General features: G+C 65.6%; 14 protein-coding genes and 3 rRNA genes. 2 read left to right on the plus strand and 15 right to left on the minus strand.

The genetic code is table 11. The features are described 5' to 3' along the window. Window positions 1–49: 49 nt before the first annotated feature. The 8 genes from rrf to FWJ47_RS02200 all read right to left on the minus strand — a co-directional run bounded on the left by rrf (window position 50) and on the right by FWJ47_RS02200 (window position 11,702). A 5S ribosomal RNA gene (gene rrf / locus FWJ47_RS02165) occupies window positions 50–166 on the minus strand. 199 nt (window positions 167–365) lie between these two features. After that, window positions 366–3,467: ribosomal RNA gene (locus tag FWJ47_RS02170) — 23S ribosomal RNA — on the minus strand. A gap of 446 nt (window positions 3,468–3,913) precedes the next feature. Further along, window positions 3,914–5,440, minus strand: a 16S ribosomal RNA gene (locus tag FWJ47_RS02175). Together the 16S, 23S and 5S rRNA genes form the textbook arrangement of a ribosomal RNA operon. 406 nt (window positions 5,441–5,846) lie before the next feature. After that, window positions 5,847–7,355, minus strand: a complete 1,509-nt coding sequence (locus FWJ47_RS02180) for a maltokinase N-terminal cap-like domain-containing protein (RefSeq protein ID WP_147103466.1) — start codon at window positions 7,353–7,355, stop codon at window positions 5,847–5,849. Beyond that, window positions 7,355–8,347 (minus strand): 23S rRNA (guanosine(2251)-2'-O)-methyltransferase RlmB, encoded by a 993-nt coding sequence (gene rlmB, locus FWJ47_RS02185; protein ID WP_147103469.1) that lies wholly within the window; start codon window positions 8,345–8,347, stop codon window positions 7,355–7,357. Before rlmB ends, FWJ47_RS02180 begins: the two co-directional genes overlap by 1 nt. Further along, the gene (cysS, locus tag FWJ47_RS02190) at window positions 8,347–9,792 is read right to left on the minus strand and encodes a cysteine--tRNA ligase (protein ID WP_147103472.1); all 1,446 of its coding nucleotides are present in this window, start codon (window positions 9,790–9,792) and stop codon (window positions 8,347–8,349) included. The genes rlmB and cysS overlap by 1 nt, the downstream gene beginning before the upstream one ends. Before the next feature lie 23 nt (window positions 9,793–9,815). After that, entirely contained in the window at window positions 9,816–11,195 is a 1,380-nt protein-coding gene (ispF, locus tag FWJ47_RS02195; RefSeq protein ID WP_281289232.1) for a 2-C-methyl-D-erythritol 2,4-cyclodiphosphate synthase, read from the minus strand. An 18-nt stretch (window positions 11,196–11,213) separates the two neighbouring features. Then, entirely contained in the window at window positions 11,214–11,702 is a 489-nt protein-coding gene (locus tag FWJ47_RS02200) for a CarD family transcriptional regulator (RefSeq protein ID WP_147103475.1), read from the minus strand. Window positions 11,703–11,897: 195 nt separating this feature from the next. Between FWJ47_RS02200 and FWJ47_RS02205 the strand changes: the two genes are divergently transcribed. Together FWJ47_RS02205 and FWJ47_RS02210 are read left to right on the plus strand one after the other, a co-directional pair. Continuing rightward, window positions 11,898–12,590 (plus strand): hypothetical protein, encoded by a 693-nt coding sequence (locus tag FWJ47_RS02205; protein WP_147103478.1) that lies wholly within the window; start codon window positions 11,898–11,900, stop codon window positions 12,588–12,590. 213 nt (window positions 12,591–12,803) lie between these two features. Continuing rightward, entirely contained in the window at window positions 12,804–13,952 is a 1,149-nt protein-coding gene (locus FWJ47_RS02210) for an ABC transporter ATP-binding protein (RefSeq protein ID WP_147103481.1), read from the plus strand. Between the two features lie 370 nt (window positions 13,953–14,322). Here FWJ47_RS02210 and FWJ47_RS02215 read toward each other — a convergent pair whose 3' ends face one another. From FWJ47_RS02215 to FWJ47_RS02245, 7 genes are all read right to left on the minus strand, one after another. Then, window positions 14,323–16,878, minus strand: a complete 2,556-nt coding sequence (locus FWJ47_RS02215) for an FtsX family ABC transporter permease (protein ID WP_147103484.1) — start codon at window positions 16,876–16,878, stop codon at window positions 14,323–14,325. Further along, window positions 16,875–17,642, minus strand: coding sequence for an ABC transporter ATP-binding protein (locus FWJ47_RS02220; protein WP_147103487.1), 768 nt, complete (start codon window positions 17,640–17,642; stop codon window positions 16,875–16,877). Before FWJ47_RS02220 ends, FWJ47_RS02215 begins: the two co-directional genes overlap by 4 nt. 77 nt (window positions 17,643–17,719) lie before the next feature. Beyond that, window positions 17,720–18,391 carry a response regulator gene (locus FWJ47_RS02225; RefSeq protein ID WP_147103490.1) on the minus strand — a complete coding sequence of 224 codons (672 nt, stop codon included), beginning with the start codon at window positions 18,389–18,391 and terminating at the stop codon, window positions 17,720–17,722. Then, on the minus strand, window positions 18,388–19,755 hold the full coding sequence (locus FWJ47_RS02230; RefSeq protein ID WP_147103493.1) for a sensor histidine kinase: 1,368 nt from the start codon (window positions 19,753–19,755) through the stop codon (window positions 18,388–18,390). Before FWJ47_RS02230 ends, FWJ47_RS02225 begins: the two co-directional genes overlap by 4 nt. 67 nt (window positions 19,756–19,822) lie before the next feature. Next, window positions 19,823–20,155 (minus strand): PLD nuclease N-terminal domain-containing protein, encoded by a 333-nt coding sequence (locus FWJ47_RS02235; RefSeq protein WP_147103497.1) that lies wholly within the window; start codon window positions 20,153–20,155, stop codon window positions 19,823–19,825. A gap of 77 nt (window positions 20,156–20,232) precedes the next feature. Beyond that, window positions 20,233–21,102 (minus strand): glycerophosphodiester phosphodiesterase family protein, encoded by an 870-nt coding sequence (locus FWJ47_RS02240; RefSeq protein ID WP_246126123.1) that lies wholly within the window; start codon window positions 21,100–21,102, stop codon window positions 20,233–20,235. Next, entirely contained in the window at window positions 21,099–22,055 is a 957-nt protein-coding gene (locus tag FWJ47_RS02245; RefSeq protein WP_147103498.1) for a carbohydrate kinase family protein, read from the minus strand. The genes FWJ47_RS02240 and FWJ47_RS02245 overlap by 4 nt, the downstream gene beginning before the upstream one ends. Between the last annotated feature and the right edge of the window lie 20 nt (window positions 22,056–22,075).

Below are 22,075 nucleotides of genomic sequence, written 5' to 3' on the forward strand. Positions count from 1 at the left end.
GGCCCCTGATCTGCTTCTTCGCAGTTCAGGGGCCTTTCTGTGAAAGTGTGTCCGGCGGTGACCTACTCTCCCACACTGTTTCCGGTGCAGTACCATCGGCGCTGTGGGTCTTAGCTTCCGGGTTCGGGATGGGACCGGGCGTTTCCCCCACGCTATGACCGCCGTAACCCTAGACCACACCCCACCAACCACCAAAGAAGAGGGGGGGCGTGGAAATCTATGGGCCACGAACAACAAGGATCGTGACGAACAATATTGACTTGGACAAAGGTCTGCTTCCATCAAACACAGGGTTTGTTGAAAGAGGACCGCAGAGTGGACGCAGCACAGAGTTCACAACATATTGAGCATATGCGTTGTGGTGGTGGTGTAAGTGGTCGGCTTATTAGTACCAGTCAGCTTCACGCATTGCTGCGCTTCCACATCTGGCCTATCAACCCCATCATCTATAGGGAGCCTTCACACCAATGGTGTCGGAGATCTTATCTTGAAGCCGGCTTCCCGCTTAGATGCTTTCAGCGGTTATCCATCCCGAACGTAGCTAACCAGCGGTGCACTTGGCAGTACAACTGGCACACCAGAGGTTCGTCCGTCCCGGTCCTCTCGTACTAAGGACAGACCTTCTCAAATCTCCTACGCGCGCAGCGGATAGGGACCGAACTGTCTCACGACGTTCTAAACCCAGCTCGCGTGCCTCTTTAATGGGCGAACAGCCCAACCCTTGGGACCAACTCCAGCCCCAGGATGAGACGAGCCGACATCGAGGTGCCAAACCATCCCGTCGATATGAACTCTTGGGGAGGATCAGCCTGTTATCCCCGAGGTACCTTTTATCCGTTGAGCGACGGCCCTTCCACAAGGTGCCGCCGGATCACTAGTCCCAACTTTCGTTCCTGCTCGACATGCCTGTCTCACAGTCAAGCTCCCTTGTGCACTTACACTCGACACCTGATTGCCAACCAGGCTGAGGGAACCTTTGGGCGCCTCCGTTACTCTTTGGGAGGCAACCGCCCCAGTTAAACTACCCACCAGGCACTGTCCCTGGACCCGATCAGGGCCCGAAGTTAGATGATCCACAACACCAGAGTGGTATTTCAACGATGACTCCACCAACACTGGCGTGCTGGCTTCACAGTCTCCCACCTATCCTACACAAGTGATGCGAATCACCAATACCAAGCTATAGTAAAGGTCTCGGGGTCTTTCCGTCCTGCTGCGCGTAACGAGCATCTTTACTCGTAGTGCAATTTCGCCGAGTTCACGGTTGAGACAGCGGGGGTCTCGTTACTCCATTCGTGCAGGTCGGAACTTACCCGACAAGGAATTTCGCTACCTTAGGATGGTTATAGTTACCACCGCCGTTTACTGGGGCTTAAATTCTCCGCTTCGACTCCGAAGAGCCTAACGGGTCCTCTTAACCTTCCAGCACCGGGCAGGAGTCAGTCCGTATACATCGTCTTACGACTTCGCACGGACCTGTGTTTTTAGTAAACAGTCGGACCCCCCTGGTCTCTGCGGCCACCACACCCTCACAGCCGCGCAGGCTGATCAAGCGGATGGCCCCCCTTCTCCCGAAGTTACGGGGGTATTTTGCCGAGTTCCTTAACCGTGATTATCTCGATCGCCTTGGTATTCTCTACCTGACTACCTGTGTCGGTTTCGGGTACGGGCGGCTAGAACCTCGCGTCGATGCTTTTCTCGGCAGCATAGGATCACCGGATCCCCCACCCGAAGTGGGGGCCCATCAAATCTCAGCCATCACGGCTCCCGGATTTGCCTAGGAGCCAGCCTACATTCTTAGACCCAGACAACCATCGCTGGGCCCGGCTACCTTCCTGCGTCACACCTGTTAATACGCTCGCTAGACCGCTTCAGGTCCCACGCTACTACCTGCCAACGCACCCCCGAAGGGGCACTATGGCAGGGTTCAGGCGGTTAGTATCAGCGGGTTCGCGTGGGCGGTTCTTCGCCGGTACGGGAATATCAACCCGTTGTCCATCGACTACGCCTGTCGGCCTCGCCTTAGGTCCCGACTAACCCAGGGCAGATTAGCTTGACCCTGGAACCCTTAGTCATTCGGCGGACACGTTTCTCACGCGTCTTTCGCTACTCATGCCTGCATTCTCACTCGAACAACCTCCACCACTAGCTTCCGCTGCGGCTTCACCGGTTTGCTCGACGCTCCCCTACCCATCCAGACAAAAGCCTGAATGCCACGGTTTCGGCGGTGTGCTTGAGCCCCGCTACATTGTCGGCGCGGAATCACTTGACCAGTGAGCTATTACGCACTCTTTCAAGGATGGCTGCTTCTAAGCCAACCTCCTGGTTGTCTGAGCAACTCCACATCCTTTCCCACTTAGCACACGCTTAGGGGCCTTAACCGGTGGTCTGGGCTGTTTCCCTCTCGACGATGAAGCTTATCCCCCACCGTCTCACTGCCGCGCTCTCACGTCTCGGGCATTCGGAGTTTAGCTGACGTCAGTAACCTTGTAGGGCCCATCGGCCATCCAGTAGCTCTACCTCCCGGACGAAACACGCGACGCTGCACCTAAATGCATTTCGGGGAGAACCAGCTATCACAGAGTTTGATTGGCCTTTCACCCCTACCCACAGCTCATCCCCCCAGTTTTCAACCTAGGTGGGTTCGGTCCTCCACGCGCTCTTACACGCGCTTCAACCTGGCCATGGGTAGATCACTCCGCTTCGGGTCTAGACCCAGCAACTACATCGCCCTATTCAGACTCGCTTTCGCTGCGGCTTCCCCACACGGGTTAACCTCGCTACTGAGCACTAACTCGCAGGCTCATTCTTCAAAAGGCACGCCATCACACCAACAAGGATGCTCTGACGGATTGTAGGCACATGGTTTCAGGTACTCTTTCACTCCCCTCCCGGGGTACTTTTCACCATTCCCTCACGGTACTGATTCACTATCGGTCAGCAGGATGTATTCAGGCTTACCAGGTGGTCCTGGCAGATTCACACACGATTCCTCGAGCCGCGTGCTACTCGAGAACCCAGCACAGCCGGCGGAACGCATTACAACTACGGGACTCACACCCTCTACGGTGAAGGACTCAACCTTCTTCGTCTATACGCCCGCACCTCAACCGCCAAGACTGGTAGATCCTGGACACTGGGCCTCACAACCCCCACCACGCAACGCCTACCAGCTATCACACATGATGGGTTTAGCCCCATCGGCTTTCGCTCGCCACTACTCACCGAATCACTCTTGTTTTCTCTTCCTGCCGGTACTGAGATGTTTCACTTCCCGGCGTTCCCCCCAAACCGCCTATACATTCAGCGGCTGGTCGCGCACCATAACAGTGCACGGGGTTTCCCCATTCGGACATCCTGGCCTCAACACTCGGTTATCAGCTCCACCAGGCTTATCGCAGATTCCCACGTCCTTCATCGGCACCTGCTGCCAAGGCATCCACACATGCGCCCTTAAACACTTACACCCACTACACATAGCGATGTAAGCCACCAAACGACACATCACACACCAACCCCACAAAGAGGCCAGCGCACGATGACACTCAACAAAAAAATTGCAAACAAAGATGCTCGCGTCCACTATGCAGTTCCCAAACAACAACCCCCACCCCCACCACCACACACCAAACAGTGCGCAGCGTTCTGGAGCAGAAGCAACAATCCAGAGCACACCAACCAAACGGCTGCTGCCTCAGGACCCAACAGTGCACCAAAAACCAGACTCACAACCAACCCCACACCCGTTCCAGCAGCCACAAAGACCACGTACTAAAGCATGAAAGCATCACGCCGCAAGCCAAGCCCACACCACAACAGTGTGATTCGCTGATATTCCACCCATGAGCAAACCCCGGGACACCACACTCGGATGCCACAACGGGGCGGCCACAACTCGCAGCCAGCTCCTTAGAAAGGAGGTGATCCAGCCGCACCTTCCGGTACGGCTACCTTGTTACGACTTAGTCCCAATCGCCGGTCCCACCTTCGACCACTCCCCCCACAAGGGTTAGGCCGTGGGCTTCGGGTGTTACCAACTTTCGTGACTTGACGGGCGGTGTGTACAAGGCCCGGGAACGTATTCACCGCAGCATTGCTGATCTGCGATTACTAGCGACTCCAACTTCACGGAGTCGAGTTGCAGACTCCGATCCGAACTGAGACCGGCTTTTAGGGATTAGCTCCGCCTCACGGCATCGCAACCCACTGTACCGGCCATTGTAGCATGCGTGAAGCCCAAGACATAAGGGGCATGATGATTTGACGTCATCCCCACCTTCCTCCGAGTTGACCCCGGCAGTCTCCCATGAGTCCCCGGCATAACCCGCTGGCAACATAGGACAAGGGTTGCGCTCGTTGCGGGACTTAACCCAACATCTCACGACACGAGCTGACGACAACCATGCACCACCTGTGAACCAGCCCCGAAGGGAAACTGCATCTCTGCAGCGATCCGGTCCATGTCAAGCCTTGGTAAGGTTCTTCGCGTTGCATCGAATTAATCCGCATGCTCCGCCGCTTGTGCGGGCCCCCGTCAATTCCTTTGAGTTTTAGCCTTGCGGCCGTACTCCCCAGGCGGGGCACTTAATGCGTTAGCTACGGCGCGGAAAACGTGGAATGTCCCCCACACCTAGTGCCCAACGTTTACGGCATGGACTACCAGGGTATCTAATCCTGTTCGCTCCCCATGCTTTCGCTCCTCAGCGTCAGTAACAGCCCAGAGACCTGCCTTCGCCATCGGTGTTCCTCCTGATATCTGCGCATTTCACCGCTACACCAGGAATTCCGGTCTCCCCTACTGCACTCTAGCCTGCCCGTACCCACCGCACGATCCGAGTTAAGCCCGGATTTTTCACGGCAGACGCGGCAAACCGCCTACGAGCTCTTTACGCCCAATAATTCCGGATAACGCTCGCGCCCTACGTATTACCGCGGCTGCTGGCACGTAGTTAGCCGGCGCTTCTTCTGCAGGTACCGTCACAAAAAGCTTCTTCCCTGCTGAAAGCGGTTTACAACCCGAAGGCCGTCATCCCGCACGCGGCGTCGCTGCATCAGGCTTTCGCCCATTGTGCAATATTCCCCACTGCTGCCTCCCGTAGGAGTCTGGGCCGTGTCTCAGTCCCAGTGTGGCCGGTCACCCTCTCAGGCCGGCTACCCGTCAAAGCCACGGTGAGCCACTACCCCACCGTCAAGCTGATAGGCCGCGAGCCCATCCAAGACCGCAAAAGCTTTCCACCACACCCCATGCGGGACGTAGTCATATCCGGTATTAGACCCAGTTTCCCAGGCTTATCCCAGAGTCAAGGGCAGGTTGCTCACGTGATACTCACCCGTTCGCCACTAATCCACCACCAGCAAGCTGGAAGCTTCATCGTTCGACTTGCATGTGTTAAGCACGCCGCCAGCGTTCATCCTGAGCCAGGATCAAACTCTCCATTAGATGAATAGTTGATCTGGCATGTCACGTCTTCCCACACGGGGGTGTGGTAGCGTGACCACCAATAAATAAATAATTGGTATCAACAAACTTGGCACACTATTGAGTTCTCAAGCAGCAATCGCTGTCAGCACCACCGGAAGGAATCTCTTCCGGATCGCTCTGAAGCAACTTTTCTATCTTACCTGACTCTTCTTTGGAGTGTCAACTCCGTTTTGTCTGAGTCATTTCGACAGAAGACGGATCATATTTGATCCTAGATCGCCTTGAGCTTTCTGCCATATCGGCTGTGCTCTGCGGCGCGGATAGAAACTTTATATCTCTCCGACACCCTGCGCAAGTCCGGATTTCTCCGAGCCCCGCTGGGCCGCTCCGAAGAGCGTGAGGTCTACTCTAACCCCAGGTCAGATCAGTTGTCGACCTGGAGCAGCATGCTGGGCCGAAACACCCACTGCCCGTTCCACCTGCGGAAGAGATCCAGCGCCTCAGCGAGCATGGCGGCCCGGAAGAACACCGAATCCACACCGGCGCTGTCTGCGTCCGAAGCCCGGTATCCCGACAGGAAAGCCTGTGTGAACTCCTCGTACCAGAGGCCGAAGTTCACGGGCTCGGCAGGGGCGTCCGCCTCAGCGCTCGAGGCAGTCCCGGCGTTGGCGTTCGCCTCCTCCTGCTCGGCCGCCGCCCGGAGGATCTCCGGGGTCTCCGCGGCCACCTGCATCACCGCATCGGCGGACGACATCAGAACCATGACCACATCGCGGAGGCCCAGCGCATGGGACATCAGCCCCTGCGGCTCCCGCACCAGCCACTTGTCCTCAGCCGTCCGGCGCAGATGCTCCACACCCAGGTCGCCGTGGATCTGCTGCAGCATCAGCGGCTCATCCGCGTCGCGCAGCTGCATCCGCATCAGGTCGATGACCTCATTGAGGTCCGCTGCCTCATCTTCGTCGAATTCCTCGCGCGCCTGCTCCCACTGCTGAGCCAAGGCGGTCTGAGCGCTTCCCGCCATGCTCCTCAGCTGCTCCGCGGACTGCGGGTGCGAGCCGAAGGAGCCTGCCAGATCCGCATGGAATGTGCCCACGGCGCGCCCCAGCTGCTCGCCTCCGGAGCGGAAGTCCTCACCTGCCTGCAGAGCCTCACGGATGACCGTCCCCGCATCGGGCGCGGCCAGCCCCGCCTCCCGAATCACGCCAAGGGTGCCGGAGACCCAGTAGCCGGGGTCCTCCTCATCGTCCTTCTGCTCCCAAGCCCCGGTGATCGTCCCAAGAACCTTCGGGATCACCTCGCAGTGCGCCTGGCTCAGCGTCACCAGGGCGTCCAGCAGCTCATCCTGCTCTCCCTCGGGACGGCGGACCAGGTCTACGACTCTTCGCTGATCCCATGCCGGGCCATCCTCCGCACCCTCCGGGATCACCAGGGTGCGGGAGACACCGTCGCGCGGAGGCTCGACGCCGGTGCGGCGCAGCCCGACCGTCGTCGGCTCACTCCGGTCAAAGTCCGCGTAGGCCTGCCCGCGGGAGCGGCCGTTGCGGCTGCCCTGCCCGCGGCGGGCCATTTCGATCCACGCAGCGAGGAAAGCGCGGTCTCCCGCGCCGTCGTACACCCACAGCTCACCGTGCTCCGGGGAGGTCAGCTTCCCGATGAAGGCCGACTTGCCGGCCAGCGCGGACGGGCGGGAGCGCAGGACCACCGGCACCGAGATCCGTTCGGGGCCCTCCGGGTGCGCCACCTCGAAGATGTGCAGCTCCAGGAAGAGCCTGCTGTCCGCGTCGCCCTCCGGGGTGGGCAGACGCAGGCCCCCCACGCGGGTCAGCGACAGCCGCCCGCGCGGAGCTCGGAACCACGGCTGGTGGGGCAGCCAGGTGCTGAGGATCTCGAAGAATCCCGGCTGCTCCTCACCCCGGATCCGGGAGCCCATCACTGCCGGACCCCCCCACGAAGAGTCGAGATCTCGTACAGGCTGATGCCTACCGCCATCGACGCGTTCAGCGACTCCGTGCTCGCGGCGATCGGAATGGAGACGATCGTGTCACAGGTCTCCGACACCAGGCGGGAGAGGCCCTTGCCCTCCGAGCCGACCACCAGCACCAGGGGCTCATTCGCCAGGCTCATCCCCGGCAGGCTCAGATCCCCGTCGCCGTCCAGGCCGGCCACGAAGTAGCCCTGCTCCTGAGCATGCTTCAGCGTCTGAGTCAGGTTCTTGGCCTGCGCCACCGGAACCCGGGCCGCCGCACCCGCAGAGGTCTTCCAGGTGGTCGCCGTCACCCCGGCGCTGCGACGCTCAGGGACGATCGCACCCGAGGCGCCGAAAGCTGCCCCAGCCCGCAGGATTGCCCCGAGGTTCCGGGGGTCGGTGATCGAATCGCAGGCGATGAACAGCGGCGGCTGGGCGATGTGGCCCTTCCGGGCACGCTCGAGCTCACCCTCGAGCAGCTCCTGAGGGTCTGCGTACTCATACGGCTGCAGCACCAGAGCAAGCCCCTGGTGCACGGCGTCGCCGGTGAAGCTGTCCAGCTGCCGGCGGCCCACCTCCTTGACCCGGATTCCCTGCTCGGCAGAGTGCCGCAGGGCCTCACGCACCCGGCCGTCGTACTCGATGTCGGTGGCGATCCGCAGCTCCACCGCAGGAACCCGCTCAGCCAGCGCCTCCACGACCGGGTTGCGGCCGGCCACGACGTCGTCCGCGCCACGGCCCGAGCCGCGAGTGCGGGGCTGGCTCGCGGCACGCTTGGCCTCGGCCCGCTCGGCGAGCTGCTTCTGCCGATGCGCCTTATGGTAAACGCGGTCCTCCGCCTTGGGAGTGGGGCCCTTGCCGACAAGCTTTCGGCGGCCCTGGCCCCCTGAGCCCACGGTCGCGCCCTTCTTCTCCTTGCGGACGGCTGCGCTCTTGGGACGAGAATCCTTGGCCATCAGGCCTCCACCTTCTTCAGTGTCCAGGAGGCGCCGTCGGGGGTGTCCTCCACGACGACGCCGGCTGCGGTGAGCTGGTCACGGATCGCATCCGCTCGGGCAAAATCCTTGGTCCGCTTCGCCTCGGCGCGGGCGGTCAGCCGCGACTCGACCAACTGGCTCAGCGCCCCGGCCTCCGGGCCGCCGCCCGCAGCCTCCGGCTCGGGGACATCGTTGAGGCCGAGCACGCCCAGCATGCGGTGCACCTCGCCAGCACGCTGCCCCGCGGCCTCGTGCTCGCCCTCCGCCAAGGCAGTGTTGCCGGCCCGGACAGTCTCATGGAGCACCCCCAGCGCGGCGGGAACGTTGAGATCGTCATTCATCGCAGCGGCGAACTCCTCCGGCAGGCGGGATCCGCCGGCGTCCGAGACGGGCACGGCACGGGCGAGGAAGTTCTCGACCCGCTCCAAGGCAGCCTCCGCCTCCTGCAGGGAGCCCGGACGATAATCCAGCTGGGAGCGATAGTGCGCCTGACCGAGGAAGTATCGGACCGCCTTGGGACGAGCCATCGCCAGCATCTCCTCCGGGGAGATCGTGTTGCCCACGGACTTCGACATCTTCTGGCCCTCATAGGTGACCATGCCGTTGTGCAGCCAGAACCGGGCGAACCCGTCCCCGGCCGCCGCGGACTGCGCCAGCTCGTTCTCGTGGTGCGGGAAGCGCAGGTCCAGGCCGCCGCCATGGATGTCGAAGGTCCGCCCCAAGTATTTGGTGGACATCGCCGAGCACTCCAGGTGCCAGCCCGGACGGCCCCGGCCCCACGGGGAATCCCAGGCAGCAGTCTCCGGGTCGCCCTCCTTGCGGCCCTTCCAGAGGGCGAAGTCGCGGGGGTCGCGCTTGCCGCGGGGGTCGGCGTCGGGCGCGTCCTGCATGTCATCCGCGCTCTGCCGGGTCAGCTCGCCGTAGGCGGGCCAGGAGCGGACGTCGAAGTAGACATCGCCGGAGCCGTCCTCAGCCGGGTAGGCGTGCCCGGCGTCGATCATCCGCTGCACCAGGGCATGCATCTCGGTGATGTGGCCGGTGGCGCGCGGCTCGCAGCGCGGGCGGCGAACCCCCAGAGCGTCATAGGCGGCGTGGAAGGCCTGCTCGAACCGGTAGGCCAGAGCGAACCACGGCTCAGCCGCCGGGTAGTCCTCACTCGGCTGGAAGTCCTCAGCGTAGGAGGCAGCGGACTTCTCCAGGATCTTGTCGTCGATGTCTGTGACGTTGCGGACTGACAGCACCTCCAGCCCGGTGGCCTCCAGCCAGCGGATCAGGACGTCGAAGGCCACCGCGGAGCGCACATGCCCCACGTGCGGACGGCCCTGAACCGTGGCACCGCAGTAGTAGAGGGAGACACGGCCCGGGTCGAGGGGCTCAAAGTCCCGAATTTCCGCGGTTTTAGTGTCGTAGAGTCGCAGTGCCACGGGGCAACTGTACCGCGCAGGCGTCAGGAAATCGTATAAACAAGAGCCGTTGCTGTGGCCATGATTCCTTCACCCCGGCCGGTGAATCCCAATCCGTCCGACGTGGTGGCCGAGACGGACACCGGGGCGCCCGCCGCCCGGGTCAGCGCCGCCTCGGACTCCTCACGGCGGGGGGCGAACTTTGGGCGGCTCGCCACGATCTGGACCGCCACATTGCCGATCTCGAAGCCCGCCTCACGCACCGTACGACCCGCCTCCTCGAGAAGCCTGGCCCCGGAGGCCCCGGCGATCTCCTGCCGGGCGGTGCCGATGGTGTCCGCGCCGAAATGCGTCCCCAGGTCGCCCAGGCCCGCCGCGGAGAACAGCGCAGCACAGGCGGCGTGAGCGGCGGCGTCGCCGTCGGAGTGCCCGGCCAGCCCCTGCTCGCCCGGCCAGTCCAGTCCCCCCAGCCTCAGCCGGCAGGGCTCGGTCTCCGGGGCGAACGCGTGGATGTCGTGTCCGATGCCCACCCGAGGCAGCCCTGGTCCCGTCGGCGCACCGATGTCACGCCCGGCGTTCGGCCGCATCGCGGCGGCCTTCGCACCGGGCGCGTCCGCTGTCCCGTATGCCCTGAGAAGGCCGCGGACGGTGACCAGGTCAGTGGGAGTGGTGATCTTGAGGGCGTGCTGATGACCGGGAACGACGACGACGAGGTGCCCCAGGTGCTCAGCGGCCATCGCCTCATCGGTGAACGCCTCAGCAGCCGTCTCGTCCAGGCCGGCAAAGTGCGCGCGAACGGCCTGCAGCGTGGGCATCGCGAAGCCCTGCGGAGTCTGGACGGCGCGCAGCTCGCTGCGGGCCAGGGTGGAGCGGACCGGCTCAGCGCCGAGCTGCTCGGATGGCCCGACCTGCTTGATCGTGTCGGCGACCGCGAGTCCCGGCACAGCAGCCGGGGCTCCGGCCTCCACGGCGGCAGCCACCCGCTGGTAGACCTCCGGCGGGGTCAGTGCGCGGGCTGCGTCATGGATGAGCACTGCTGTCTGCTCGGGAGCCCACCCCTGCGCACTCGCGTGCTCCTCCACGGCCCGGACGCCGGCGTCGACGGACGCCGCGCGGGTTCCGCCGCCGACCGTGACCACCACCTCGATCCCCGTGCGGTTCGCCAGGAGACTCCCCGCGGCCGAGAGGTGCTCGAACACCTCCGGGCCTGCGGGCAGCACCAGCACGACGACGCCGAAGCCCAGCTCCTCGGTGACGGCGTCCAGCGCGTGGGCCAGGACGGTGCGCTCATCCAGAGGAACTGCCGCCTTGGCCATGCCGTGCCCCAGACGGGTGCCGGATCCGGCAGCAACAACGACGAGCGCCCGGCGACGGCCTGACTCAGTCAGGGCATCGTCCGGGCGCTCGGAAAGCTCAGCACTCAAGTGTGGAAAGCGTGGGTCTCAGGCCTTGTTGGCGAGGACGTCGTCGAGCAGCTTCTCTGCCTCGTCCTCCTCCAGCTCCTTGGCCAGGCGAAGCTCGGAGACCAGAATGCGGCGAGCCTGAGAGAGCATGCGCTTCTCACCGGCGGAGAGGCCGCGGTCATTCTCGCGCCGCCACAGGTCACGCACCACCTCAGCCAGCTTGTGGATGGAGCCGGAGGCCAGCTTCTCCACATTGGCCTTGTACCGCCGAGACCAGTTGGTGGGCTCCTCGGTGTGCTCTGCCTGCAGCAGGCCGAAGACCTTGTCGAGGCCCTCCTCATCGACCACGTCACGGACGCCGACCAGGTCAACATTGTCTGCGGGGACCTTGATGGTCAGATCGCCCTCAGACACACGCAGGGTGAGGTAGGTCTTCTCCTCGCCCTTGAAGGTCCGCATCTCGACCTCTTCAATGGTGGCTGCACCGTGGTGCGGGTATACAACTGTCTCGCCGACTTCGAAATTCATGTAGTTATTCCCCTTTCCCGACCTCAACTTTAGCACGGCGGGGCGGCGCACGGCGTGTCATGACGGGTGGCGACGAGCGGCCGGCATAAGGTTCGCGCCGCAATCTTTCTTCTACAAAGCGTAGAAATTCCGCGGGATGAAGTACCCTGGACCGCAGACGTCGTACACGCACCTCTTACAAGGAGAGACGCACCCGTGAAACTCGCTCCTTCCGCGCCGGGCGCCTCTGGCCTGCGCCGCGCAGCCGTGGGATTCGCAGCTGCCGCAGCTGTCATCAGCACCGCCGGCTGCAGCGCCATCAACTACCAGGCCACCACGCACCAGTACTCCGCCTCCGACGGCGTTCGCGCCGACATCGGTGAAGTCCAGTTCCGCCACATCATGCTCGTGGCCAACGAGGAGGGCGGCGACGCCCGCCTGCTCGGCTCCGTGAACAACCGCAGCTCCGAGGACGTCTCCATCGAGATCGAAGCAACCGGCGAAAGCCTGAGCTTCGACCTCGAGCCCGGCGAGATGGCCAACCTTGAGCACGATGGGGAGCACATCGTCTCCTCCGTCGAAGTTCCCCCGGGCGGCATGCAGCCAGCCACCCTCAGCGTGAACGGGGAGGCCCAGGACGTCGAAGCGACCGTCCACGACGGCGCCCTCGAGGAGTACCGCGCGTACGCCGAGGATCTCGACGGATTCGACATGGCCTCCAGCGTCGGCCACCTCGACCACTGCCCGGTGACCTGGGGCAGCGGCGCGGCCCACGACCCCCATGTCAGCCAGGAAGAGGTCGAGGAGCTCTGCTCGGACTTCATGATCGAGTACGCCCAGCAGCGCGAAGGCGTGGGCCACCTCGGCGCTGACGAGACGGAGGACGAGGACGGCGGCGACGAGGACTGAAGCTCGGCTGAGAATCTGAAGGAAGGGGCTCCCGCACCATGCGGGAGCCCCTTCCTGTGTCCGGCCCTGCTCCTTTCCGGATGGACTCCCTCCCCCAAAGTGTGGTGTGATTCACACATCTGGTCAACGAGGACCGCTCACACGGCGTCGTGCCCGGACTTTTCACCTTCACAACGGATCGTCGGGCACGTACCTGCCCGTGAAAGGGAAGCAATGGCCTCTGTCACCTATGACTCCGCGAGCCGCATCTACACTCCGGGCGCTCGGCCCGCCATCAGCCAGCTGGACCTGGAGATCGCCGACGGCGAGTTCCTGGTGCTGGTGGGCCCCTCCGGCTGCGGCAAATCCACCGCGCTGCGAATGCTCGCCGGCCTGGAAGAGATCAACGAGGGCCGGATCCTCATCGGCGGGGAGGATGTCTCCCACGTCTCGCCGAAGGACCGGGACATCGCGATGGTCTTCCAGAACTACGCCCTCTATCCCCACATGTCGGTGGCGGAGAACATGGGCTTCGCACTGAAGATCACCGGCGTCTCCAAGCAGGAGCGGGCCGAACGAGTGCAGAAGGCCGCAGAGATTCTCGACCTGGTCCCCTACCTGGACCGCAAGCCCAAGGCCCTCTCCGGCGGTCAGCGCCAGCGCGTAGCCATGGGCCGAGCCATCGTCCGCTCCCCCAAGGTCTTCCTGATGGACGAGCCGCTCTCCAACCTGGACGCCAAGCTGCGCGTGCAGACCCGCACCCAGATCGCCGCCCTGACCCGGGATCTGAAGACCACCACCGTCTACGTCACCCACGACCAGGTCGAGGCGATGACCATGGGAGACCGGGTATGCGTGCTCAAGGACGGGATCCTCCAACAGGTCGACACCCCCCGAAACCTCTACGACGCCCCCGCCAATGTCTTCGTGGCCGGGTTCATCGGCTCCCCGGCGATGAGCCTGTTCAAGGTCCTCCACGACGGCGCCGGCGTGACCCTCGGCCGGGACCGGCTGCCCGTTCCCCGCGAGGCGCTGGCCAAAGCGAACACCGACCAGGTGATCCTCGGCGTCCGGCCCGAGGACATGGATATCTCCTCCGACGGCACCGGCATTCCGATGGTGGTCGATGTGGTCGAGGAGCTGGGTGCCGACGCCTACATCTACGGCAGCCCCGAAGGGATCAGCACCTTCCAGCCCTTCATCGTCCGGGTGGACGGACGCAGACCTCCGGCCAAGGGCGAGACGGTCGGGATCAGGCCCCACCCGGACTATGTCCACCTCTTCGACGTGGAGACGGGACTGCGCCTCAACGGCGAACCCCCCGCCGGCACCCCGCACGCCCAGCTCGCCGACGTGGAAGCCCTCGCAGACGCCGAGGCGTGAGCCTCTGCTGCCGCCCCAGGCGTGAAGACGGGGCTTTCCTGCCGCCGGAACCACCGCGCGGCGTGCGGGCTCTCGGACATGCAGAGAGCGGGCCCCGCTTCCGATGAAGCCGAGCCCGCTCTCTTCGTGCTGTCGCTGCGGTCAGATCAGAGGAACACGACCAGCAGAATAATGATGAGGATGATGGTCAGAAGGCCACCACCGATGTAGATGCCGCCGCCCATTTTTGATCACTCCTTACGTATCCGGTGCAACTGTCTTCATAGCGAACTCATGGGAACGCCATAGCCCCCACGCAACCCTGACAACCTGGACACTCCCTTGATGGGTGCTCGACGAATCGTATGAATCACGGGCTGCGAAAGCAGAATCAGGCGGCGAGGCCCTGGGCGGGCCTGACCTTGGACATCCTTCGGGCCGGGAGCCAGGCGGCCAGCAGGGCCGCAAGCAGAGTGGCGAACCAGATCACGCCCATCCGCAGCCACGGCACCTCCAGAGCCACGCTCCAATCCGGCCGAGACACCAGGGAAGCCACCCCGGCCCACCCGAACAGCATCCCCAGGGCAGTGCCGAGAAGGAGAGCGACGGCGGCGAGCAGCAGCGCCTCCAAGCTGATCATGCGGCCCACCGCTCTGCGCGGCATGCCGACCGCGCGCAGCAGCGCCCCCTCGCGACGCCGCTCGAACACCGAGAGCGAAAGCGTGTTGGAGACCCCGATGACCGAGACGATGACCGCTGCCCCCAGCAGGGCGAGCACCACCAGCAGCACGCCGTCGATCACCCCGCCCATGCCGGCGCGCATCACTCCGCCGTCGAAGGCGGCGTCATCAGTCTCGAGCTCCTCCAGGAGGTTGACGATCTGCCCCTCGGAGGCTTCCTCGACGAACCGGAGCATCAGCGCACTGCCGTCAGCCTCCGCATCCCACCCGGCCGGCAGTCCGCCGCGGTCTTCCGCCGTGAGCAGAGCAGCCTCAGGCGGCAGACTGTGGTGAAGTTCACCGGCGAGGGACGCGGAGTCCCCCTCCGCTTCGAACCGCACAGGCTCCTCCAGGTCGAAGAGAACGGCGAGCTCCCTTCCGAGCACCGCGGTTCCCTCGGAAGGAACGAAGGCGTCGTCGTAGACCACCCCGGACGCCTCCTCCGGATCGGCGAAGAGCAGGGTGACCGGCTCCCCGGGATCCTCCTGGGGGGATGCTTCGAGGACCCCCAGCTCAGCTGAGGCGTCGATCCGGCTGTCCTCAGCCAGCATCTCCTGGTCAGCATCGCTCAGCCCGTAGGCGATCCCGTCCACTGGGTAGGTTTCGCCCAGCTCGTCGTACAGGACCCGCTCCGCGGTGCTCGCGCCCACGGTGAACGTCACCACCAAGGTCACCCCCACCAGCAGGGCCGAGGCTGTGGCCGCGGTCCTCGCAGGAACCTGCCTGGCATTCTGGCCCGCCAGCCGGGCCGTTGCGCGCAGACCCGGAACCGCCCCGGCGAGCGCGGCTCCCAGCCAGCCCACCAGCGGGGGGATGAAGAGGCGGGCGAGCAGGAGCACTCCCAGGAAGGCCAGCATCGCCCCGCCCACACCGATGACCGCCGGATGCAGGCCGAGAACCGCGGCAGGCTCGACGACGCCGTCCGTCTCCTCCCCGACGGTCCCCGCAGCCAGGATCAGCAGGGTGAGGCCGGGTACGGCCAGCAGCAGACCCAGAACTGTCCGAAGCCAGGACAGCGAGGAGCTCTTGGGTGCGAGCCCGGCCGGGGCGAGCGCCGCCATCGGGGAGACGCGTCCGGCCCGAAAGGCCGGCCAGGCGGAGGCCAGCACGGTCACCAGCACGCCGATGGCCAGCCCGGTCACGGCGGCGGTGAGGTTCAGCATCGCCACCGGCAGCTCTGCGTCGAAGGCGGCATTGGCTCCGAGAGTGAACGCAGCGGCGCCGCCCCAGCCGAGCAGCATCCCCGCAGCACCGCAGACCAGGCCCAGCAGCGCCCCCTCAGCGAGGGTGGCGCGACGCAGCTGGGCGGCGTTGGCCCCGATGGCCCGCAGCAGCGCCATGGTGCGCTGGCGCATGGCGACCAGCACGCTGAACGTGTTGGTGATGACCAGGGCAGAGACGAACACGGCCACTGCGCCGAAGCCCAGGGTGATGTAGATCAGGAGGTCAGCCTCGCCGGTGCGCTGCTCGACCCATTCGTCGACCACCTGCTGGTGGGTGAGCACCTCGAGGCCGGTGAGCTGTTCGATCTGCTCCTGGACGGATGCCTGGTCGGCGGGGCTGCTGGACCCTTCGGGGAGCACGACCCGGATCTCTTCGGGCGTGGGGTTCATCGGCAGCCGATCCATACCCGCCGCGGCGAGCAGGCCGCGCGAGGTGCCGGGCAGGTCTGCGATCCCGACCACCTCGTAGTCCTCCTCGACGAGGGTGAAACCGTCCTCCTGGGCCTCGTCCGGGACGCCGTGCTGGGCGCTGAAGGTGTCACCCACCTGAATCTCGTAGGCCTCAGCCGCGAACTCGGAGACCAGGAGCTCATCGTCGGCCTCCGGGGTGCTCCCGATGATCAGCTCGTACTGCATCGAGCCGGTCAGCTCCGAGACCGGCAGGCCGGCGCCTTCGGCTCCTACGAGTGCGGCGGCCCGGATGGGCTCAGCCGACTCCACCCCGTCGAGCTCGTCGATCTGCTGCAGCAGCTCGGCATCGGCAGGCTCGGCGAGGTCAGGGTCGTTCTGATACTCCTCGCGATCCTCGAGGTCGACCAGCTCGGCCGTTTGGACGATGACGTCTGCCCCTGCCGCCTCGGCCTCCGCCTCCGCGGTGATCCCGCGGGTGAAGGAGTCGACCATCAGCAGCCCGCCCACGATGAACGCCGCAGAGATCGCCACGGTGATGCCGGCGGCGATCAGCCGCCTGCCCGAGGAGCGCAGATTGGCGCGCAGCACGCTCATGCCCGCACCTCCAGCATCCGAGCCGCGAGCGCCTCCCCGCTGGGACGCTCCAGGGTGTCCACCACGCGCCCGTCGTTGAGGATGACCACCCGGTCGGCCTCAGCTGCGGCCGCGACGTCGTGAGTCACCATCACCACCGTCTGGGAGTATTCGTCCACGGCGGCACGCAGCAGCCCCAGCACCTCTGCGCCGGTGCTGGAGTCCAAGTTTCCGGTGGGCTCATCGGCGAAGATCACCGCGGGCCGGGCCACCAGGGCGCGCGCCGCCGCGACCCGCTGCTGCTGGCCGCCGGAGAGCTCGTGCGGGCGATGATCCAGCCGGTCGGCGAGGCCGAGGCGGTCGATGACCTCAGCGAACGCCTGCTTGTCCGGTGCGGGGGCGCCGAGGGCGGAAGGAAGCAGGATGTTCTCCCGGGCGGTCATCGCAGGAACAAGGTTGAATGCCTGGAAGATGAACCCGATGTGCTCCCGGCGGACGCGGGTGAGGCGCTGCTCGTTCAGGTGAGTGAGCTCCACCGGGCCCTTGCCGGTGATGAGCTCAACGGTGCCGGTCTCGGCGGTGTCGAGGCCCGCGAGCACGTGCATCAGAGTGGACTTCCCGGAGCCGGAGGGCCCCATGATCGCGGTGAAGGTTCCCGCAGGAACCTGCAGCGAAAGGTCCTTCAGCGGGCGGACGGCGGCGTCGCCGGTGCCGTAGGTCTTGGTCAGGTGCGATGCGGTGAACGCCGGCTGCGCCGGGGCCTCCGCGACGGATGAAATGATCATGGCTGCGACGCTACGGAGAGTCCGGCGCGGGCACATCGGCCTGGGGTCGGAAGCTCATCTCATCCTGCGGGCGGAGATCAGGGCTCGACCACTCCGGACTCATAGGCGAAGACGACGGCCTGGACCCTGTCACGGACCCCGAGCTTGGCGAGCACCTGGCCCACATGCGTCTTCACCGTGGCCTCGGAGACGAACAGGCGTTCAGCGATCTCGGTGTTGGAGTCGCCAGTGGCCATCTCCTCCAGCATCTGATGCTCCCGGCCGGTGAGCTGGTCCAGCTTCTGCTGCTGCTCAGCGCTTGGAGCTCTTGCTCGGCCCTCGCCCAGCAGCGTGGCGTCCAGCAGACGCCGCGTGGTGGTGGGGGCGACGACCGCCCCGTCCTGCATCACCGTGCGGACGGAGTCCAGCAGCACCTCCGGCTGCACGTCCTTCAGCAGGAATCCGGCGGCGCCGGACCGCAGGGCCTGCAGGGCATACTCGTCGGTGTCGAAGGTGGTCAGCACGATCACCCGGGTGCCGGCGAGCGCAGGGTCCGCGGTGATCCGCCCGGTGGCCTCCAGCCCGTCCATCTGGGGCATCCGGATGTCCATGAGGATCACGTCGGGCCGCTGCGCCCGGGCGGCGGCGAGCGCTTCGCTCCCGGTGCCGCCCTGCCCGGTGACCTCCATGTCCGGCTGGGAGTTGATGACCATGGCGAAGCCGGCGCGCAGCAGAGCCTGATCATCGGCGAGGTAGACGGTGATGCTCACGGGGAACCACCTTCTGCGTCGGGCTGAGCTGCGGCGGCCACTCGGCTCAGGGGGAAGCGGGCGGTGAGGCGGAATCCTCCCGGCTCCGGCTGGGCCTCGACCTCTCCGCCGTAGAGCCGGGCCCGCTCAGTCATGCCGAGGATCCCGGATCCTGCGCCGTCGGAGGGCGCGGCGGAGCTCTGTCCGGTGTCCCGGACCTCGACGACGAGCTCGGCGTCATCGTGCCCTGGGCGGTCCGCCTCAGCGCCGCCCTCAACAGTGATGCGGACTGCGGCGGCGGCCTGCTCTCCTCCGTGCTTGAGAGTGTTGGTCAGCGCTTCCTGAATGATCCGGTAGACCGCCAGCCCCGCGCCCTCGGTCAGCGCGGGCCCGCTGCTGGGCGCTTCGGCGAGCTGGGCCTCCAGCCCGGAGGCACGGACGTCTTCGATCAGCTGCGGCAGCTGCTCCAGGCTGGGGGCGGGCCTGCGAGCCAGTTCCTCGGAATCCTCGCGCAGCACCCCGAGCATGCGGCGCAGCTCGCTGAGCGCGTCCCTGCCGGTGCGGCCGATCGCCTCGAACGCCTCCTCCGCCTGATTCGGATGCGCGTGGACCACGTACCGGCCGCCGTCGGACTGGGCGATCATCACCGACATCGAGTGGGAGACGACGTCATGCATCTCCCGGGCGATCCGCATCCGCTCGGCATCAGCGGCGAGGCGCGCCTCCTGGTCCCGCTCCACCTCCAGCAGACGATTCTTCTCACTGATCGCGGCCTGCTCGCGGCGACGCCGGCCGCCCAGATCCCCCAGCGTCCACGCCGCGACCACCACCGCTGCGCAGAAGCCGGCAAGCAGCAGCGCATAGGTCAGCAGACGCGGAAGATCCTGGCTCAGGACAGGCGATCCCACCTGGGTCGGATCGCGCCGGTGCCACTCGATCAGGAAGACCAGCGCCATGTAGGCCGCCGCCAGAAGCGCACCGAGCAGCCCCCATCCCAAGATGACGATGGAGGCTCTGCGGGAGCCGTACTTAGCCGCCGAATATATGAAAACGGGCACCGCCAGGGAGGACCATCCGGGCCCCTGGAGGGTCAGAATCTGCAGAGTGCAGGCGACCGCGGCGGACCCGGCGGCCAGGCCCGGCCTGATGCGGCTGAGGGCAAGCAGAAGGATGACGCTCATCTCCAGCAGAAGCATGAGCGGCCAGAAGATGTCCGCGCCCATCAGTCCTGTCCCGGGACGGCGGAGCCCCCAGGTGTTGAGCGCCAGCAGGCTCAGCGGCAGGACTTTGAACAGGGCATCGCCCAACCATCGCCTCGCCTCGAAGAACCGTGTGACGCCCAGGTGCACCGGCCCGCGCTTCTCGGCGTCGGGCAGAGCGGTCATGCAGTCAGTCTAGGAGCGGCTCCCTCCGGAGGCTTCAGACCACAGGATGAGATTCGCTCATCAGACGCTAGGCCCGCCCGCCCTTCTCGCGGCGCCGCGTCTGCTCGTACCGCTGCGCCTCGGCGACCTCCTCCGGGGCCATCGTCTCCGAGCGCCCCTTGCCGGGTGTGGAGCCGGCTTGGCTGCGGTGGCGGACGGTCATGGCGACGAAATAGATGATCGGCCCCAGGATCGGGAGCAATGCGATGAGCGCGAACCAGCCCGCCGTCTGCCCGCTGGAGCCGTGCTTGGTCTGGGCGAAGATCATCAGCGCCCCGATGAACAGGGCGCCGGCCACCAGCGCCAGCCAGCGTGCCCACCAGGGAAAGAGAGGCGCCGTCGTCGTCAGCATCTCTAGCATGCCCTCGAGGGTACGCCCCTATGCTGGCCCTCAGCTCAGAGAGCGGCCGACGTCGGCTCTGCGCGACCGGAGTCCGCTCAGCCCTGCGGCCAGAGGCCCCGAGACCTCATGACCCCGGCGAGCGCATCGGCGTCGTCGGTCATGATGCCGTCCACTCCCATGTCCAGAAGGCGTTCGATCTCCTCCGGCTCATTCACCGTCCAGACGTGGACCTGCAGACCAGCACGGTGGCACCGTTCGATGAACTTGGGCCGCACCACCCGGAGGGGGCCGTGTCTGATGGGAACCTGGACGCAGTCGATCTCCGCAATCCTGCGGGAGAGCCGGCCGAGGAACCCCAGCGGACCCAAGGCCACGATCAGCCCGATTGCCGTCCAGCCGCCCGAGGTCGCCACCTTCCGGCTCAGAGCCTTGCTGACCCGGTGACGGCGGGCGTCGTTGAAGCTTGCCGCCAGCACCCGGTGGTGCGCCCGGTGCTTCTCCACCGCCTCGCAGAACGGCTCCACTGCGGCGGAGTCCTTCAGGTCCACGTTGAAATGAGTGTCCGGGAACTGCTCCAGCAGCTCATCGAAGCGAGCCAGCGGCTCGATCCATTCGCCGTCGCGGCCCACCCGGACCTCCGCCAGCTGCGCCCAGGTCCTCTCCCGGACAGTGCCGGTGATGCTGGTGACCCGGTCCAGGGCTTCATCGTGGAAGGCGACCAGCACCCCGTCGGCCGTGGTCCGCACGTCCGTCTCAATGTACTTGTAGCCTCTGTCCACCGCCCGCCGAAAAGCGGCCAGAGTGTTCTCCGCCTCCGGCATACCGCCCCGGTGCACGAACGCCAGCGGCTGGTTCGCCAGCGGCCCGTCCTGGGAGTTCAGCAGGTAGGGCACGGACCGGTACGGGTGCTTCCGGTAGGAGGCCTGAGCGGCTGGCAAGGAGCTCTCTGGGTCCGGGCGGTTCACGGCTGGGGCGCCTCCAGGGCGGCGGTGAGCTCCGCGGCGGTGGGCAGCTGGGCGCCGAAGCGCGCGGAGGTCAGCCCCGCTGCCTGAGATGAGACCCTCAGGACTTCCCGCAGCTCATCCAGGCCGATGCGGCGCAGAGCCTCCCGGTTCTCCGCGCCGAGGAGGCCGCGCCGGAACAGGCTGGAGAGGGTCGCGGCCATGAAGGAGTCGCCGGCGCCCACCGTGTCCGCCACCTCGACGCTGAAGACCGGCTGCTCGGCGATGCCGCTGGCGGCGACCGCCATCGCCCCGGAGCCCCCGCGGGTCACCGTCACCAGGGAGGGTCCGAGCTCCAGCCAGGCGTGCATCGTGTCCGCGTGGGTGCGCTCCGGGTACAGCTGCTCGAGATCATCCGTGGAGGCCTGGACGACGTCGGAGAGAGCGATGAACTCCTCCGCCTGCCGGCGGGCCTGCTCCCGGTTGGGCACGATGGTGGGCCGGTAGTTGGGGTCGTAGGAGATGGTGGCGGTCTCCCGGGCGTCGGAGAGCAGCGCCTTCACGGTCTCCGCGCCGGGCTCAAGCATCGACGCGATGGACCCGGTGTGCAGGTGGGTGCGCGTCCGGCGCTGGGCGGCGAACCTCTCCTCGAGGGCCGCGGCGTCGGGCAGCGTCCAGTCGAGCTCGAACTCATAGCTGGGCTGGCCGGTGGGGTCCAGGGTGGCGGAGGCCACGGAGGTGGGGCGGCTGTCGGCGCCGAGCAGGCTGGTGACCCCGGCCGAGCGCAGGGAGCGGGCGATCATCCGGCCGTAGTCGTCACTGCCGCGCCGGCCGACGAACACCACCGGATGCTCGAGCCGAGCCAGGCCCACCGCCACGTTGAAGGGGCTGCCGCCCACGTGCGCCATGGGCGCGGAGGTCTCGGTGTGCACGACGTCCACCAAACATTCGCCGATGACCGCCAGGTAGCTGCTCACGCCTCTACACTACCCAACCT

Origin of the sequence: Nesterenkonia populi, from assembly GCF_007994735.1 — a bacterium.
In the GTDB taxonomy this organism is placed as follows: domain Bacteria; phylum Actinomycetota; class Actinomycetes; order Actinomycetales; family Micrococcaceae; genus Nesterenkonia; species Nesterenkonia populi.